Below are 17,240 nucleotides of genomic sequence, written 5' to 3' on the forward strand. Positions count from 1 at the left end.
TTTCATACACCTTGAGCTAGAATGTATCAGGGATACAACTTTTGATATAAATGTATAAAAAGAAAGCGAGGACTTACAAATGAATTTTAGGATTTTTAAATGTTATATAGATGTTTGTAAGTTAATTGAGTTAAACCCATCATGGAATGGTCTCGAAAGGTTTAGACAATTTTATTTATGGGAGCGTGGGAATAATGGCAGATATTAAATGGATTAAATTAGCTACTAATATGCATGATGATGAAAAAATGAAGTTAATAGATGCAATGCCTAACAGGGATACAATTCATTACGTTTGGATAAGAATACTTTTACTTGGTGGAAAACTTAACGCCAATGGAAAGGTTTTCTTATCAGAAGGAAAACCTCTTACTGCCAAAATGTTGTCTGTATTATTTTCTAGGCCTTTAGAGGATATTAAGATTGCATTAAAAGTATTATCTAACTTTGACATGATTGAAATAGCTTCTGATAAAGTAATTAGAATTGTGAACTGGGATAAGCATCAGAACATAGAGGGAATGGAAAGGGTCCGTGAACAAAACAGAAAAAGAGTTGAAAATCATAGAGAAAAGAAGAAAGAAGAGAAGAATTTAGCTAAAAGTAATAAGGAAGAAGCTCAGGAAGATCAAGTCTTAGAAGAATCTATGTATTTAGAAGAAAATCAAGATCTGGATGAAAGTGCAGAATTAGAAAAAACTAATGAATTAGAACGAAAGAAAGATTACGCTGAGAATTCTAATATAGAAAAAAACAAAGCTCTAGGTAAAAATGATATATTAGAAAATTTGGAAACTAATGAAGAAGCTTCTGGAAATACATATATTAATGATAAAACTAATATTACTACTAGCGAAGCAGGTAATAATAGTAGTTTAGAAATTATTGATAATAATGAAGATATCAGTAAAAACATTTTAGAAACTGATGATAATAATTGTATTGTCAATAAAAATAATAGTAACGTTACACGAAATAGAAGTAACGTTACAGTAACGCAGCAGAATAAGAAAGAGAAAGAGATAGAGAATAAGGAGAAGAATAAGAAAGAGAAAAAAGAGATAGATAAAGATAAAAACATAAAGAGTAAAAAGAATAATGTTTTTTATATAAATAATAAATGCTCAGCTTGTGATGAGGAAGTTAGCCAGTCGAATTTATTTAAGAAACATAATAATACTAAAAGTGAATCTGGGGAAGAGGAGGACATAAATCTTAAAGCTTTAGAGCTTATGCATTATCATGAAAAAATAACAGGAAAGCCAGGAGGATGTGACTATGTTGCTCTTAGATCAGCTATTGATATTCATGGAGAAAAAATGGTTAAGATGGCCATGGATGTTGGGTTTGAAAAGAATTGTCCTGACATAAAGTATGCAATTGGGGTATTAAAAAACTGGAGGAGAGATGGGTATCCAGAAGATCATATGGAGGTAAAGAAAAATGGGGTTAGAATCAATGGAAAGAGTAACACAGCAGATAAAAATGAATTTGCAGGATTCAAACCAAAGGAACCGCGAAAACTTACAGAAGCTGAACGAAAGAGGATTGAAGAAAAACTCATATAAATGTGATAAATGCTGTGATACTGGATGGATACTTATCCCCCAGGAACATATGCAGCCTCTTGCTGTAGCCTGTGAATGCAGGAAAATAGAAAAACTAAAGAATGAGTGGAAGTATTCAGGAATTAATGTTGAACAAAGTAAACTTACTTTTTCTAGCTTTGAAGTTTGGAATAATGCATCACAAAGGATGAAGGACACTGCAGCAGCATATTGTACTGATTTTGATGAAATAAAAGATAATAGGCGAAATAGCATCTTATTATGTGGACAGGTTGGCAGCGGTAAAACGCATTGCAGCATTGCTGTTGCATTAAATTTTTTAAAACAAAGAATTAAAGTGGTGTACATGCCTTATCGTGATGTAATCACAAAGATAAAACAAAATATGATTGATGAAGAATATTATACTAGCACCATTTCAAAGTATCAATTATGTGAGGTATTACTTGTTGATGATCTCTTTAAGGGAAAAATCAATGAAACAGATACAAATATTATGTTTGAAATTATTAATTACAGGTATCTTAATTTTCTGCCTATTATAGTGAGCAGTGAATTCTCTATTGATAGATTACTGACATTTGATGAAGGGGTTGCTTCAAGAATATATGAAATGTCAAAAGATTATGTTGTAGAAATTGAGAAGGATATTAGGAATAACTATAGACTTAAGTAAGAGCCCAAAAAGTGAGAGTCCAAATTTTATATTTGGTTACTCAAACTTTCTCTGCGAGCTTTCATATTTGGCTGCTCGCACTTACTCCTATGAACGAATGTGAGTAGAAGTTTCCTTGATTGTGCCCAAGCTAAGTTATGAAAATGTGATTTTAGAAAAGAAAAATAGAGATATTAGAAGAAAAGACAAGAGTAATTCAATGCAAGAAATAATTTATATGAGGAGAATGTAAAGATGAAAGCATCAGGAATAGTAAGAAAGCTCGACCCACTTGGAAGGATTGTAATACCAAAAGAAATAAGAAAGGTACTAGAAATTTACGAGGGAGATTCCATGGAAATAATTAAGGTTGATAATGGGGTGGTTGTTAAAAAATATATTAAAGGATGCATTTTTTGTGGAAGTGATAAAGATGTTGTTGAATTTAATGGAGCAGTTGTTTGCGATGGATGCAGAAAGGCTTTAAGGCAGGATTAAACCAGTTGATATGTGGAAAGATGGATGGACAATATATAGTCAAGATACTGAAATCAGAATAAATAAGATATATGCTTTAAAATGACTTAAAAACAATATATCATGTACGATCAGAATTTGTTGCCCATGAGCGTATGGTTGAAATAACTGAAAGGCGTCAAGAGCATTATCTAAATTAAATGAAAAGCTTGTCTGTTAATTGCAATGTAATAAGTACTATATTCAAATTTTCTGCTGAGGTAAGAAAATAATTTATACAACAAATGCAATAGAAAGTTTGAATGGTACTTATCGTAGGCTAAATAGACAAAGAAGTGTTTTTCCAACCGATACAACTTTGTTAAAAGCTTTATATTTAACAACATTTGAAGCCACAAAAAGATGGACTATACCTTATAAAAATTTGGGTAAGGTTTATGGAGAACTTTCAGTTATGTATGAAGGTCATTTATAAATGATAATCAAAAAACGCTCTTTCTCAAGAACGTTATTGATATGCAATCTAACTTAACTTATTAGAAATAAGATAAATAGCTTGAAAATTTTACTTTTATAAATGTTATAGTTTTTTTATCTATAGCTTAAAAAGCTTATTTTGCATATATCGTTTGAAGATTATAGTTTTATAAAGTATTTTCAATCAGTCTTTTAATCTCTTCCTTTGGTAAAAAGCCAACAAATTGGTTCACATTTTCATTATTCTTAAAGATAGCTACAGTAGGTATACTTGAAATGTGATATTCATCTGCTAAATCTCCACTTTTATCCACATCTACTTTTATAAAATTGACTTTTTCTTTCATTTCCTCTGATAACTCTTCAAGAATCGGTGCTATCATTTTACAAGGTCCGCACCAGGTTGCAAAAAAATCTACAACCGTAACTCCACTTTTTATTTCATTTCCGAATTCATTATTATCTACTATTTTCATATTATATTCCTCCATTTTCCTTTATCAGTGCTATAGATTATTGACGGATAAAATTTGTAAGTATTTTATCTTCTTTTTCTGGTGCTTCTATATTATCTTTTCCATACTCTACAAGTTTAAGCAGCCAAGCCATATTTTTAGCTAAGGTCTTCATTATTTGAACCCCTTCTTCATCCTGTATAACTTCTCCTGGAGTTGTGCCATGAATAACGTTCCAGTATCTTGATGATGGCATTAACATCTCAGAATAATTAATGTACTTGTTTAACTGATCAAGTGCAGCTGTACCTCCAGAACGTCGAACCGCTACAACAGCTGCACCAACCTTATGTCTTAATATGCTGCCATTATTTTCATTTACAACAAAAGCTCTATCCAAGAAAGATTTCATTGCCCCGCTTATTCCTGAATAATGTACAGGAGAACCTAGTATTATCCCATCTGCCTCTTTCATTTTTCCGATCCATTCATTTACAGAATCTCCCTTTAAAACACATTTTTCATTTTGATTTTTATAACACCCCCAACATGACATGCATCCCTTTATAGCTTGACTACCTATATGTATTATTTTAACTTCTATATCTTGTTTTTCTAATTCCTCTGCAATTAATTTTAATGCATGATAAGTGTTTCCATTTTTATTTGGGCTACCATTAAAAGCTACAACTTTCATTATTAAAAACTCCTTTTTTAACTCTAATTTTTATTCAAAATATTATAATATTCTCATAAAATTATTATTACATAAATGCTTCAAGTAAAGTTTGAAACTTATCTAAGTAAAGTAAACTAACTTCACTTTATACATAATTATGCAGATTTATATCACCTTCTTTCAAAAAGTAACCTTCATAAATAAGAGTTTGTAAGTTTCCTAATTAGCTTTTTCTAATTTTTAGATATAACTTGTTATAGTATATATTAAAGAGATTTGATATCTTTAATATACCTAAAAATGTTTTAAATTCAATTAACAGAAATTTAAGTAGTAATTCTTTAAGCTTCTTACAGTTTTTTTATTATTTCTTAGAACCCCTCATTTTGTAGTTACTTTAGGATTAAGTATATTGTAGAGTCTATTTGTCTGCTATTATAAAGACACAAATTAATTTTGTCAATATTTTAAATTTATTAAATTTTGTAGGTTTTAAATATGTGGATAAAATACTTATTGACAAAATAATATATTATATTTATTATTATAGATAAATAAACTCTGCAATATCTTTTAGGAGGTTTTAATTTGAAATATACAAAAGCAACAAATTATGCTCTACATACAATTGTATATATGATGGAAAATGCGAAAAGTGAGAAACTAAGCGTAAGTGCTCTAGCGGAACACTTTAATTTATCTACTACATATCTTTCGAAAATTTTAACTCAGCTGGTAAAGGCTGATTTAATTGAGTCAACTCCAGGTGCAAATGGAGGTTACGTTTTGCGTAAAGACATGAAGTCTATTTCTTTTATGGATGTTATTAAGGCTACTGAAGGAACTGGCTCATTATTTGTTTGCAATTTAAATGAAAATAGCAAATGTTTGATTGAAAAAGTAATGTCAGAAGCTGAAAATGTACTAGAAAATTATCTAGAAGATAAAAAACTATATGATCTGACTCAAAATAAATCAAACTGCAAAACCAACAAAGAATAAATATTTACCCATTAATATATGGGTTTTTATATTTGAATTGCAGATATTATATATCTTTAATATATCTAAAGGAGAAATTACATAATGGACAAAATACAAGAACTTGAACAAAAACCTATTGGAAAATTACTTATACAATATTCAGTTCCAACAGTACTCAGTTTATTGATTAATTCACTTTATATAGTAATTGATCGGATGTTTATAGGAAATATATCTGAAGTTGGAACTCTAGCCTTAACTGGAATTGGCCTTACAATGCCAATTACTACAATAGTAGTAGCGTTATCTGCTCTCATATCAATGGGGGCCAGCTCTAATATCTCGATAAAACTCGGAGAAGGCAATAAAGAAGAAGCCGAAAATTTTGCAGGAAATGCACTATCTCTAAGCATTGTTTTAGGGCTTTTGGTCACCAGTCTCTATATGATATTTCAAAATTCAATATTAGGATGGCTCGGTATAAACGGTGAAGTCTTATCTTATACTAAAGATTTTATTACAATCATCATGGCTGGTACCGTATTTAATATGCTGGGATTTTGTCTGCCATTTATCGTTCGTTCTGATGGAAATCCTATATTTTCAGCTGCTATTACAATTACAGGGTGCATTCTTAATATATTACTTGATGCCTTATTTATATATGTATTTCACATGGGAATAAAAGGTGCAGCTATTGCTACTGTCATTGCTCAATTTACTACCGTAATTCTTGGACTTTATTATTTCATGAAATTAAAAAATACTTTGATACTTAAAAAGATCAATTTCAAATTACATATTTCAATTGTAAAAGCTATTTTCTTAATTGGGCTAGTTCCATTTTCTAATCAATTATCCGTAAGTGTTGCACAAATTGTAAGCAATTATTCCTTAAATTTATATGGTGGAGAACTAGCAATTGGCGCAATGACTGTACTAAACTCAATTACAATGTTATTTTTGATGCCAGTTTATGGAATAGCTCAAGGCTTCCAGCCCATTATCGGTTATAATTATGCAAAAAAGAACTATGGCAGAACCCTGAAGACTCTTGCCCTTGCTGTTTTGTTTAGTACTGGATTCTTGGCAGTTAGTGCTATAATTATGCAGCTATTTCCAAAATTCGCTGTTAGTCTTTTTACGCAGAACCCTGAACTTGTGAATATTTCTATAAATGGCTTAAAAAAATATACAGTGCTTATCTTTCTTATTTCCATTCCTACCTTTGGCTCTGGCTTCATGATGCTAACAGGTAAACCTAAAACTGCCGTAATATTAAGTATATCAAGGCAATCAGTGATATTAGCACTAACTATATTTTTCTTACCAAAGGTAATTGGTCAAGACGGACTATGGTTCGCTCAACCTATAACAGACCTTTTATCTAGCATTATCACAATTATATTATTCATAAAAGGATATAGTGGTATTTTATACAAAAAAACATCAACAAGGGTATAAGAAAGACAATATCCAGGATATTTTAGTTAAGTAGGTTTTTATGAATTTACTTAATCTTTCATATAAAAATTAGAAGTAAAGAAAAAATGGAGGTTTATCCTTGTAATTAGGACAAACCTCCATTTTATATTCAAAGACTAAGTCTAAGCTACATCAAATTTCGTAACTTGTCTTTGAGTAACTTGAGCACCAGACTTCTTAACTAAATCACCAGAATTAGTCTTGAAAACATTTTTAGAAATTACAGTGTCCATAAGTGCGTTAACCTCATCTTTTGTAAGAGTAGGTTTAACACCAGAAACACTTAAAGTACTTTTTTCGCCGGCTACAGTTAAAAAAGTCATAGATAAAGAATATTCCATTTAATTTACCACCTTTCTGTTTAGATAAGAGTTAAGGAAAGGAAACTCCTACTCCTATCGTCGTAGGAGTAAGCGATTCGCACAAAAGACGAGCTTTTGGCTCTCTGCTTAAGCATTTGCTAAGCTAGAAGATTCATTAATAAAGTAATCTCTAGTATTAGCTTCCATAACACCTTTAATTGCATCTGCAACAGCATAAACATTTTCAGGTGTCGCATCTGTTTTTATACCTGAGAAAGTTTTCTTGGTATAAATTGGATCGCCTGCTTTGTCTAGAGCTTTTTGAACTTCAATGCTGAGAGAAACAGAGTCAATAGTTTTAGTTACAGCCATAGTTTTAACCTCCTTCATTTTGTTTTCATAAAGGATATATGTATAAATTTTAGTCATTACATAAATAGATGAAAATAATTTGTTTTCTTATTTAAGAAAAGAACTAAAACAGATTATAGGTATTGAAAGGATGAATATGAAAAGTGAATGTTTTAGTTTATAATTTTTCAAGAAAAATCAACTTTGCATAGGTAGCGTAATAAATAAATTCTATTTTTGTTATTATTTTTGAAGGCTATAGCTTGAAATTATGGTTAATATATTGTTGTAAAGAAATATAGGCAAAAGGAGGAATAATAATATGGCATCAAATAGTAGTGGAAGAAATACAGTTTTAGTACCAGAAGCAAAACAAGGATTACAAAGATTAAAAACTGAAGCAGCTTCAGAAATTGGATTAAGTGATTATGAAAACATTGATAAAGGGAACCTTTCTTCAAGAGACAATGGTAGAATTGGTGGAGAAATGGTGAAAAGAATGATAGAAAGCTACGAACAAGAGCTTTAAATAATAGTGAATGCACCAAATCTGTTTTTGGTGCATTTATAGACTATGGCTAGATTTAGGTATATTTTATAGACTTTGTTTGTTAAAGAATTTAAATAGACATACTAAATAAATATTAACTTCATTATACATTTTAATGTTATCCTTTCTGAATAGAACTTAATATAACACCTATGATGACAATAACTCCTCCTAATATTTGTACGGTAGATACACGTTCATGTAAGATTAATATTGAAAATATCAAACCTAAAACAGGAACTAGATTCATAAGAGACACTGAAATACTAGCAGAGAGTTTTCTGAGTCCTAAATTATATAATAGAAATGCAACAATAGAGCAGCCTACACTTAGATAGATCAATGCGCTTGCTGAAGTCATGGTAGGCATTCTCCATGTTTTACCCTCGATGATGACAAATGGCAAAAAGAAGATGAAGCCTGCTAGCATTTGATAATATGTTAACGTCATTGCAGAATATTTATTTGTCAAATCTCTCGTAATAAAGTTGTAGAATGCCCATACAATTCCAGCTCCTATTAGGATTATATTTCCTAACATAGATTTAGAATTGCCATCTACATTAATTTGAGTTAGAACTGCAACACCAATGATAGCGAGTATAATTCCAAGTACCTTTTTTATATTTGGCTTTGAATGATAAATAAAAAATTCTAGTAATGTTGTAACAGCAGGAAAAGAAGCTACTATCAAAGCAGAATTTGAAGAAGATGTCATACTAACCCCAATGTTTTCTATTGCAAAATAAAGTGTAATCCCCAAAAATCCACTTAATGCAATACGCATACGATCTTCCTTTTGTATTTGTTCATTATTTGATGTGATTTTCCTCATGAACCAAAAGAGAATCACAGCAAAAAGAGTTCTAACTGCAGCGAGTTGAATAGGAGCAAAAGTTTCATAAGCTAATTTTGTTGCAATAAAAGATGCACTCCATAATACAACAGCCCCAGTACTAGCCAAGTAATAGTAAGATAAAGTTCCATTTTGTATATTTGTTTTTTGATTATCTAGTAATGATTTGGCCTTTAACATAGAAATATATATCCCCCTTTTAATTTAGTGACTACTATTGTAACTACTTGTGATTACAATATCAGTTTTAGTTGATTGTGTCAATAGATTTAGTTATAATATTAGTTACTAAAGTAGCGACTAATATTATTGGAGGATTTATGGAAGATAACATTTTAGAAGTATTAAAAAATTTAAATTTTACAGAATATGAAGCAAAAGCATACATTACATTATTAGAAGAATCACCATTAACAGGCTATGCAGTAGCGAAAAATTCAGGTGTGCCACGTTCAAAAATATATGAGGTTTTAGATAGCCTTGCTATGCGTGGAGATATTTTAATTAGTCATGGAAATACACAACAGTATGTTCCAATTCCAGCAAAAGAACTCATTAAAAATCGTCGTATAAAAGCTGAAGAAAATTTTAAACTTGCAGAAACATCGTTAGAACAATATAATCAATCTTCAAAGAATCGTGAGAATATCTGGAATATAACTGGTCATGACGAAATACTTGATAAAGTAAAAGAATGCATCCTCTCAGCAAAACATAGAATTTTGCTTGAACTTTGGAAAGAGGAATTCGAGGAATTAGAATCTGAATTAAAAAAGGCAGCGGACAAAGGAGTAGTAGTAACTATTATTTCGTATGGAGAAATAATAGCTGAATTTGCAAATGTTTACTTACATGATATGAGTACAGAAATTACTGATGAATACGGAGGGCGTTGGATTGTAGCTAGTGCTGATAATTCAGAAGTTGTAGCGGGTATTGTATCACTCGGTAAAGATAGCAGGGCGGCATGGACAATGCATCAAGGATTGGTTATGCCTATAACAGAAGTCATGATTCATGATCTGTACATTATGGAAATCATGGAGAAGCATAGAGAATTATTAGAAGAAAGTTTTGGCAAAAATCTTATTGAACTTCGTAAGAAATTTTCTATATACCAAGATTTAAAAAAACATTATGTATAATTAATTTATGAAATCATAATAGTTTATTTTCGAATACTATATTATTCAATATGAATTTATGGAGTTTTAAAAAATGTTTCTTGATAGTAAATTGTTGTGTTATAATCAAAGTTTTCAAGGAAGAATATAAGAAGGAGGAAGAGTTATGTCAAATAACGTAAAACAGAGAAGAATAATTTTAGATTTAGCAACTACTTTAGATGGCTTTATTGAAGGGAAAAACGGAGAAGTTGATTGGTGCATTATGGACGCTGATATGGGGTTCACTAATTTCTTAAATGAAATTGACACTATTTTATATGGTAGAAAGAGTTACGATTTATGGGGACAATATATTCCACAAGATGAAGATTCAGATGATGAAAAAGAAGTTTGGAAATTAATTCATAGTAAAGAGAAATACGTGTTTTCCAGAACACAAATAGCTACTAATAATCAAGCAATATTTATAAATGAAAATATTCTTGAAGAAGTAAATAAATTGAAGAATAAGCCTGGTAAAGACATCTGGCTATATGGAGGAGCAAGTCTAATTACAACCTTTATAAATTTAGGGCTTGTTGATGAATTTAGATTATCTATTCACCCTGTTATTTTAGGAGAAGGAAAACCGTTGTTCAGTGATATAAAACAGAGATTGAATTTAAAAATGGTCAACACCAGAACGTTCTCTTCTGGCGTTGTACAATTAATATTATCATTGGAATGGTAATTAATTTTTAACAGAACTCTCTGTATCAATAGCGACTCCAAGCTTAGCTGATATTATGGTATTTAATTTATTAATTGAACTAGATAAGCTAACAATTTGTTTCTCTAAACGAATTAGCAAATAGGCAGATACCGCTACTGGAAAGCCATTATTAACAATAATGTTAATTAACTCATTTACTTCCATAAATCCATCACCTCCTATAAGGGATATATGATATAAAACGTATTATTTCACGTTAGAAAACAAATAGTACATAAAACTAAAATATATACATCGTATAAATAATTCTTCATGATAATTCTAAAAATATTGCAAGAATTTTAGAATATAAATTCTTAGGAATTTAAGAATTTCACAATATAAGAATATTTATTCTTTATAACTTAAGAATATAAAAGGAAATACGACCCACATGTGTTCTCTGGATACTCACAGAGAAAGTTCTGCACCTATAAATTAAGCAGCTATGCTGTAATTAAGAACTTTTCACTTATAGCCAAATATAAAATACTCATAGCGAAAGTTCTACTTAAGAATTTGCTTGTAAAATGCGGGTTAGGGGATTAGACATACAAATTCAATCATTATTTTAATGTTATGTTACAGCATAAAACATATATCAATAATAGCAGCTGATTAGGTTTAATCATCCAAGAGAGTGTAGTTTTTAGTTCTCATTATATGAAATAAGAGTTAGCTATCGGATAAGTTTTCTTAAGCTGTAAATGAATTATTGGAGTGTGTTGTAAAAATGATTAGAGATGAAATTAAACTCAACTCAGAAGAAGGAGAGTGATTTGATAAAAAGCAAATAGCTTTAGCAATTAGAAATTCTACTTTTAATGATGATTTAAAATGTTCTTTGCTTGAGGATGAGATATTAGATAAATGCCAGGGCTGCAGCCTAAAATGCATTTGCGATAGAATAGATCAAGTTATTGAAGATTATGTGGAGAAAACTACAGAGGTTGTAAATAATTTTAGTTTTGAATAGGTAAATGAAATATTAGTATTATCATAAAGATAACAGCTCTAAGGATTAACCTTAGAGCTGTTATCTTGATTAATAATATAATGAAATATTATTAAGGATTTTCATTAAAATGTTTTTCTTTTTTTGAATAGCAGTAGAGTAGCACATATTTTTAAAATAAGCATATTCCTTTACAGTGTAATTTTTATAGAATACAAAATCTATAAGTTCAACTTCATCTTTATTTAAATTCTTAAGGGCTAATTTTAAATCCTCATAGTCGCACATCTCACATAATGAAGTTTCAGTTGAGATTTCAAGTTCTGGAAAATCATTTTCTACATCATCATGCAAGCTTAATGCATAACTACCTTCAGTAGATCTTCTGGTTATAGTTCGTTTTATTAGATCATTCATATTATTTTTAATAGCATTAGTAGCATAGGCAACGAATCTATGCTTTTCTAAATTATACTTGGAAACAGACTTGAAAAGTGAATGGTAACATTCCTGTATAATATCATGGAAATTATACCTATCAATGAAAGTCCTCTTAGAAATATTATAAATAAAAGGCCTAAATTCATAAGCTAATTTTTCTTTTGCTTCTTCATCATTATTCTTACATCTCGTAACTAAAGTTTCAACATAATCAAAATCCATATAAACCTCCATCTTCAATAATAAGAGTTATGAACTAAAGTAATTATTTTACATATATTGTGTTTGTTGCTAAATTTACCTCTATATATAGTATATATGGCTAGGTTATATATAACTTATATAAGAAAGTAATATTAAGAAAAAAATTTTTATAAGGAAACTTAGATTCATAATAATATATAACTTATGCTAAATTAGGTAGGCTATCATTATTTGCTTCTATAATAGAGTTGAGTTATAAGCATATTAATAATAGTTATGACAGATATTGCAAATGTAAGAGTTATAGAATTTCATTAACCTAAATGATTTAAGTATTGATAGGAATTTGAAAGATAAGTGAAACTTCAATTATGTCTATAATGGGAAGTTGAAACGAATATGTAATGGTTCCATTTAAATACAGTTTTTAAACAAATCGTTGTATCACCAATAATTCATTAAGTGTAATTGAGCCAAAACTTTAATGTAATCGAGAACATATATTAATAAAAAAAGTTTTTTAATATTTAGAACAAATTTTGCTTACGAAAGCTAATGAAACATTGCTACAATTACGAAGCAAGTATTGCATTTGAAAAAATAAGTAATGTAAAAGGAGTGATTACAATGGATTGGAAAATTGAGATAAATAAATCAAAATCAACGGCTATGACTATTTAATCTATGGCAGAATACGCTATTTTGATTAGTTTGAGTGAGAAGAAGGGGGAATACGGGAATACTAAGGAAAATTGGAGAACAAATTAAGCTAATATTAAATCAATAAGACTGAGTTGAATTTTACTACAATTAATATTATTGAATTTTTATGTAATCCATTATTTATTCGGTCTAATTTATGGAGGGAAACTATGAATAAAAAAAATAAGGTTGAAAATAATCAAGGAACAAATTTTATAAGTATTATTGCTATATTAGTAGCAAGTGCCTTTGTGGCAACTTTTAATGAAACTATACTTAATGTTGCATTATCTGCAATTATGAAAGACATGAATGTATCTGCTGGAACTGTTCAATGGCTTATTACAGCTTATATGACAGTAGCAGCAGTAATGGTACCTATCACTGCTTTTCTTATTCAATCATTTAAAACAAGAAAATTATTTTTGAGTGCAATAGGATTATTGCTTATTGGAACAATATGTGCGGCACTTTCAAATTCTTTTGCCATGTTATTAATTTCAAGAATGATACAATCAGCAGGTACAGGAATGATAATACCAATTATGATGAATACCATATTATTAGTAGCACCAAAAGAAAAACTAGGAATATCAATGGCAATTTGTGTGCCAGCAATTTTACTTGGCCCTGCATTTGGTCCAACAGTATCAGGAATTGTATTACAATATTTTAGTTGGCATGCGTTATTTATAATGTTAATACCAATTGTATCTATAATTATTATTCTAGGTTCACTATTCGTAGTAAATGTAGGAGAATTAACTAAGCCTAAGATGGATTATTTATCCATTGTTTTATCGACAATTGGAGTAGGTACAATAATATATGCTATAAGCAGTATAAGTGAAGGGAATATTAAGATAACTTTAATAAACTTTATAATTGGGATTATTTGTTTGATAATATTTATAAAACGACAAAATACTTTAAAAGAACCAATGCTAAATTTATCTCCGTTTAAATATCCAAAGTTTGTAATGGGAACAATTTTAGTAATGATAGCAATGATGTCGACTTTTACTATGAGTATAATGTTACCAATGTATATGGAAGGATCGCTTGGAAAAACAAGTTCTGTAGCAGGGTTAGCATTATTACCAGCTGTAATTTGTGCTGGCTTAGCAGCACCTATAGGAGGGAAAATTTACGATAAATTTGGTGTGAAGTTTTTAATACCATTAGGAACAGGAATAGTAACTATATTTGTATTTCTAATATCTTTATTTAATTGCGATACATCTTTAGTGCATTTAATAATAATCTATATATGCATGAGCATAGGAGTTGGACTATTTATGTCTCCTTCTCAAACTCATGGGTTGAATCAATTGCCAAAAGAATATTATCCTCATGGAGTAGCAATAGTAAATACGCTCCAACAAGTTTCTGCTGCTATAGGGTCATCACTTTTTATTGGAATAATGTCAGCAGCTCAAATTAATGCATTAGAAGTTTACCATGCAACTAATGAAGTTGCAATAGCAACAGGATTTTCAACTGCAACATTGGTAGTTTGTGGATTTGCATTTGTTGCATTAATTTTATCTTTTTTCTTTGGGAGAAATATATCAGAAGTAGAAGCTAAAGAACAAGTAGGATGCACAACAAGATAAGCCTAAAAAAATAACTGCTAGCCGGTTTAATACTACATCAATACCGTAATATAATAGTTGTTTATCCGTGCATATAGTGGGCAAATAAGGAATCAAATATATGGTTATAGTATGTCATTTAAGTCACTTAAATGAAAGAAAGCGATATATGAATCAAAAAATGTATTATCATTTGCTATTGACACGAAGAAATATATCGTAAATAAAATATAATTTCTCATTATTAATATAATTTAGTATTAAGGGAGTGTCGCAAAATGATTAAAATTCAATCATTTTGCGACACTCCCTTTTTTATGTATCTGATAGTTGAATCTTCTAATTATACATTATAGTGAAAATGTTTCAGTTTCACCGTTGAAAGAATAAATAGAAGCTGTTCCTTTAGTGAAGTATAAAACAGCAAAAATCCCGTCATCAAGACTATACATGCGTTTTAAAGATGGATATGCTTCTAGTGCAAATTCTTTTACTTCGCGTCTATCATCATTTGCAACTTCTCCAGCAACACGAATCCATTGACCTTTTTTGTTCATAGTAGAGATTTCAACCTTTGGGTTTTGTAACATTTGCTTAAAACAATCTTTTTTGTTGTTAGTAACAATATATAATTTTTCTTCATATTCAAAAACAGCGCCAAATGGTCTTACTCTTGGTTGATCACCCTCAGTAGTAGCTAAGTAAAAAGTACCACTCTCTTTTAAAAATTCCAATGCTTTTTTCATAATGATTACTCCTCCTATATCTGTATGTTAAAATTCATTATGCAATAATGATAACATGTATAGTATAAATAACAAGTACGATTTTTATAGAGTGTAAGTATCAATTAGGATACTATGGAGAGATATGATGGAAGATACTAATGATTTTTTTGGGAAATGTCCATATTTTACAGTTCAAAAAGTGTTTTCAGAGAAATGGTCAAAATTAATCATGCATCATTTGAATGATGAAACATTGCGTTATGGAGAATTACAAAGAAGAATTGGGGAGATAAGTATATTGAGTATCTTAAAAGTAAATAGAACATAGTAAAGTTATAGCAATGTAGTGAGTGAATATGAAATAAATGTAAAAAAGGCAAGTACACTTTACTAAGATAAGTCGTTGTCCAGTAAATGCCCAAGCTAAAATATTAAAGGTCATAAATTTTTATGATCTTTTTGTTTTTATAAAGATTTTAAAAGGGGAAGACTTTGATACCTATCTTAGAATTAATGGCATTTTGTGGAGAAGAGCATCATCCTGAAAATAGTTGAAATTATATAGAACACAATTATATTATTTATTTCGATGAGTTATACGCATAAGTCAAAGTTACAGTTATGTTATCTATATGATAAATATATAAAAATAAAGGCTAATATACTAGCCTGTTATATAAAAATTCAGAACAAACTTCAGGTACAATCATTTATTTTGTATGGAAGTATTTTTCAGATTATAGATATAATAGTTACTTTTAGGTGCCTATGCCACTTTGAAGTGCTTACTTTACAGATTGTTTATATAACCGTATTATAAAAACATAGATAGATAATATCCAATTAATTACATCGAGGAGGCTTTCTCTATGAAAGAACTTACTATTAAAAATTTAAATGCCATTGAAGCAATTCAAAGAAAACAAAATGATAATGAATTCTACATTAAACCGGTAGTCGCTGGGGCTGATGCTAGCCAATGTACAGTATCATTTATTGAAGTACCACCTGGAAACCAAGCATTCGGTTACCATTATCACGAAAAAAATGAAGAGGTATTCTATATAATTAGTGGTGTTGGCTCAGTTAGAACACCTGACGGGATAAAATCAGTTAAGGCGGGCGATATTATAACTTTCCCAACAGGTAAAGAAGGTGCACATGTAATTAGTAATGCTTCCGATACTGAAAATCTTGTTTATGTTGATTTTGACACACACAATGTACCTGAAGTTGTTAGCTTACCAGATAGTAACCAAGTAATGGTCTTTGGAAGTCATATACAAGGCACATTTAACATGGAAAAATAGGATTACTAGCTAAAATAGTACTAAGCTTTTGAAAGCTATGGTACTATTTTTATTGTATATTGAATTATAGATTAGCATTTATCCTCTCTTTATATTGCTTTCCCCATGCCAACATAGAATTTAGTACAGGCTTTAGGCTCATTCCATCTTCAGTAAGTGAATATTCGACTCTCGGCGGTACTTCAGCATATACAGTCCTTTCTACAAGCCCATCTTCTTCCATTTCTCTTAGCTGCTGTGTAAGCACCTTTTGACTTATAGAATTTATTGATTTCTTCAACTCTCCAAATCTTTTAGTTCCATTAATAAGGTCTCTTAATATTAACACTTTCCACTTCCCGCCTATAAGTAATAATGTTGTTTCAACGGAACAAGAGGGTAATTCTTTTTTCATAAATTGCACATACTTTCCTTTTTATATTTTAAGATAAAGAGTAAATATTTGGTGATTTGCACTTTAGCGTCTATGTATTAAAATGCTAAAAAACTATTAGTTACTTTTTGAATGTTATAGTACTTTGGGGTACTTAATTATAATAGTATACTATTGAATTTATTATATAGCAACGCTCTTTGGAAATTTAATAA

Annotated in this window: 21 protein-coding genes and 1 pseudogene; 13 read left to right on the forward strand and 9 right to left on the reverse strand. The window is 29.7% G+C overall.

All coding sequences use genetic code 11. The features are described from left to right. Positions 1-194 precede the first annotated feature (194 nt). The 4 genes and pseudogenes from PZA12_RS11460 to PZA12_RS11475 form a co-directional block, all read left to right on the forward strand. A complete protein-coding gene (locus PZA12_RS11460; RefSeq protein ID WP_078115702.1) occupies positions 195-1,568 on the forward strand; it encodes a phage replisome organizer N-terminal domain-containing protein in 1,374 nt (457 codons plus the stop codon). Positions 1,569-1,617: 49 nt separating this feature from the next. Continuing rightward, positions 1,618-2,244, forward strand: a complete 627-nt coding sequence (locus PZA12_RS11465) for an ATP-binding protein (protein ID WP_078115770.1) — start codon at positions 1,618-1,620, stop codon at positions 2,242-2,244. Positions 2,245-2,478: 234 nt separating this feature from the next. Beyond that, entirely contained in the window at positions 2,479-2,721 is a 243-nt protein-coding gene (locus PZA12_RS11470) for an AbrB/MazE/SpoVT family DNA-binding domain-containing protein (RefSeq protein ID WP_078115701.1), read from the forward strand. A gap of 83 nt (positions 2,722-2,804) precedes the next feature. Then, positions 2,805-3,175 (forward strand): annotated as a pseudogene (locus tag PZA12_RS11475) (transposase); the annotation flags it as partial. 169 nt (positions 3,176-3,344) lie between these two features. On the opposite strand, the gene trxA reads toward PZA12_RS11475, so the two are convergent. Together trxA and PZA12_RS11485 are read right to left on the reverse strand one after the other, a co-directional pair. Beyond that, positions 3,345-3,653, reverse strand: a complete 309-nt coding sequence (gene trxA, locus PZA12_RS11480; RefSeq protein ID WP_078115700.1) for a thioredoxin — start codon at positions 3,651-3,653, stop codon at positions 3,345-3,347. Positions 3,654-3,690: 37 nt separating this feature from the next. Then, complete coding sequence (locus PZA12_RS11485) at positions 3,691-4,329, reverse strand: flavodoxin family protein (protein WP_078115699.1); 639 nt, start codon at positions 4,327-4,329, stop codon at positions 3,691-3,693. A gap of 570 nt (positions 4,330-4,899) precedes the next feature. Here PZA12_RS11485 and PZA12_RS11490 point away from each other — a divergent pair. Then, entirely contained in the window at positions 4,900-5,313 is a 414-nt protein-coding gene (locus tag PZA12_RS11490; RefSeq protein WP_077840651.1) for an RrF2 family transcriptional regulator, read from the forward strand. An 84-nt stretch (positions 5,314-5,397) separates the two neighbouring features. After that, on the forward strand, positions 5,398-6,759 hold the full coding sequence (locus PZA12_RS11495) for an MATE family efflux transporter (RefSeq protein WP_242964395.1): 1,362 nt from the start codon (positions 5,398-5,400) through the stop codon (positions 6,757-6,759). 143 nt (positions 6,760-6,902) lie between these two features. On the opposite strand, the gene PZA12_RS11500 is transcribed toward PZA12_RS11495, so the two are convergent. Both PZA12_RS11500 and PZA12_RS11505 read right to left on the reverse strand, forming a co-directional pair. Then, complete coding sequence (locus PZA12_RS11500) at positions 6,903-7,121, reverse strand: DUF2922 domain-containing protein (protein ID WP_077841977.1); 219 nt, start codon at positions 7,119-7,121, stop codon at positions 6,903-6,905. Positions 7,122-7,229: 108 nt separating this feature from the next. Next, complete coding sequence (locus tag PZA12_RS11505; RefSeq protein ID WP_012058448.1) at positions 7,230-7,454, reverse strand: DUF1659 domain-containing protein; 225 nt, start codon at positions 7,452-7,454, stop codon at positions 7,230-7,232. Between the two features lie 301 nt (positions 7,455-7,755). Between PZA12_RS11505 and PZA12_RS11510 the strand changes: the two genes are divergently transcribed. Then, positions 7,756-7,962 carry an alpha/beta-type small acid-soluble spore protein gene (locus PZA12_RS11510; protein WP_077840877.1) on the forward strand — a complete coding sequence of 69 codons (207 nt, stop codon included), beginning with the start codon at positions 7,756-7,758 and terminating at the stop codon, positions 7,960-7,962. A 139-nt stretch (positions 7,963-8,101) separates the two neighbouring features. Here PZA12_RS11510 and PZA12_RS11515 read toward each other — a convergent pair whose 3' ends face one another. Next, a complete protein-coding gene (locus tag PZA12_RS11515) occupies positions 8,102-9,019 on the reverse strand; it encodes a DMT family transporter (RefSeq protein WP_078115698.1) in 918 nt (305 codons plus the stop codon). A 140-nt stretch (positions 9,020-9,159) separates the two neighbouring features. Between PZA12_RS11515 and PZA12_RS11520 the strand changes: the two genes are divergently transcribed. Together PZA12_RS11520 and PZA12_RS11525 are read left to right on the forward strand one after the other, a co-directional pair. After that, a complete protein-coding gene (locus tag PZA12_RS11520) occupies positions 9,160-9,984 on the forward strand; it encodes a TrmB family transcriptional regulator (protein ID WP_171983634.1) in 825 nt (274 codons plus the stop codon). 145 nt (positions 9,985-10,129) lie between these two features. After that, complete coding sequence (locus PZA12_RS11525) at positions 10,130-10,696, forward strand: dihydrofolate reductase family protein (protein ID WP_078115697.1); 567 nt, start codon at positions 10,130-10,132, stop codon at positions 10,694-10,696. Here PZA12_RS11525 and PZA12_RS11530 read toward each other — a convergent pair whose 3' ends face one another. Then, positions 10,697-10,882 (reverse strand): YvrJ family protein, encoded by a 186-nt coding sequence (locus PZA12_RS11530; protein ID WP_078115696.1) that lies wholly within the window; start codon positions 10,880-10,882, stop codon positions 10,697-10,699. A 628-nt stretch (positions 10,883-11,510) separates the two neighbouring features. Here PZA12_RS11530 and PZA12_RS11535 point away from each other — a divergent pair. Next, the gene (locus PZA12_RS11535) at positions 11,511-11,693 is read left to right on the forward strand and encodes a hypothetical protein (protein WP_242964430.1); all 183 of its coding nucleotides are present in this window, start codon (positions 11,511-11,513) and stop codon (positions 11,691-11,693) included. A gap of 69 nt (positions 11,694-11,762) precedes the next feature. Here the strand turns inward: PZA12_RS11535 and PZA12_RS11540 are convergent, their stop codons facing one another. Beyond that, positions 11,763-12,335, reverse strand: coding sequence for a sigma-70 family RNA polymerase sigma factor (locus tag PZA12_RS11540; RefSeq protein WP_078115695.1), 573 nt, complete (start codon positions 12,333-12,335; stop codon positions 11,763-11,765). An 854-nt stretch (positions 12,336-13,189) separates the two neighbouring features. On the opposite strand from PZA12_RS11540, the gene PZA12_RS11545 reads away from it, so the two are divergent. Further along, the gene (locus PZA12_RS11545) at positions 13,190-14,635 is read left to right on the forward strand and encodes an MDR family MFS transporter (protein ID WP_078115694.1); all 1,446 of its coding nucleotides are present in this window, start codon (positions 13,190-13,192) and stop codon (positions 14,633-14,635) included. A 329-nt stretch (positions 14,636-14,964) separates the two neighbouring features. Here the strand turns inward: PZA12_RS11545 and PZA12_RS11550 are convergent, their stop codons facing one another. Then, complete coding sequence (locus PZA12_RS11550) at positions 14,965-15,360, reverse strand: pyridoxamine 5'-phosphate oxidase family protein (RefSeq protein ID WP_041897291.1); 396 nt, start codon at positions 15,358-15,360, stop codon at positions 14,965-14,967. 127 nt (positions 15,361-15,487) lie between these two features. Between PZA12_RS11550 and PZA12_RS11555 the strand changes: the two genes are divergently transcribed. Together PZA12_RS11555 and PZA12_RS11560 are read left to right on the forward strand one after the other, a co-directional pair. Beyond that, complete coding sequence (locus PZA12_RS11555) at positions 15,488-15,670, forward strand: winged helix-turn-helix transcriptional regulator (protein WP_078115693.1); 183 nt, start codon at positions 15,488-15,490, stop codon at positions 15,668-15,670. 541 nt (positions 15,671-16,211) lie between these two features. Next, the gene (locus PZA12_RS11560; protein ID WP_078115692.1) at positions 16,212-16,652 is read left to right on the forward strand and encodes a cupin domain-containing protein; all 441 of its coding nucleotides are present in this window, start codon (positions 16,212-16,214) and stop codon (positions 16,650-16,652) included. A 64-nt stretch (positions 16,653-16,716) separates the two neighbouring features. On the opposite strand, the gene PZA12_RS11565 is transcribed toward PZA12_RS11560, so the two are convergent. Beyond that, positions 16,717-17,046, reverse strand: coding sequence for a winged helix-turn-helix transcriptional regulator (locus tag PZA12_RS11565; protein WP_077306565.1), 330 nt, complete (start codon positions 17,044-17,046; stop codon positions 16,717-16,719). Between the last annotated feature and the right edge of the window lie 194 nt (positions 17,047-17,240).

The organism is Clostridium beijerinckii, assembly GCF_036699995.1.
GTDB classification, from domain to species: domain Bacteria; phylum Bacillota; class Clostridia; order Clostridiales; family Clostridiaceae; genus Clostridium; species Clostridium helianthi.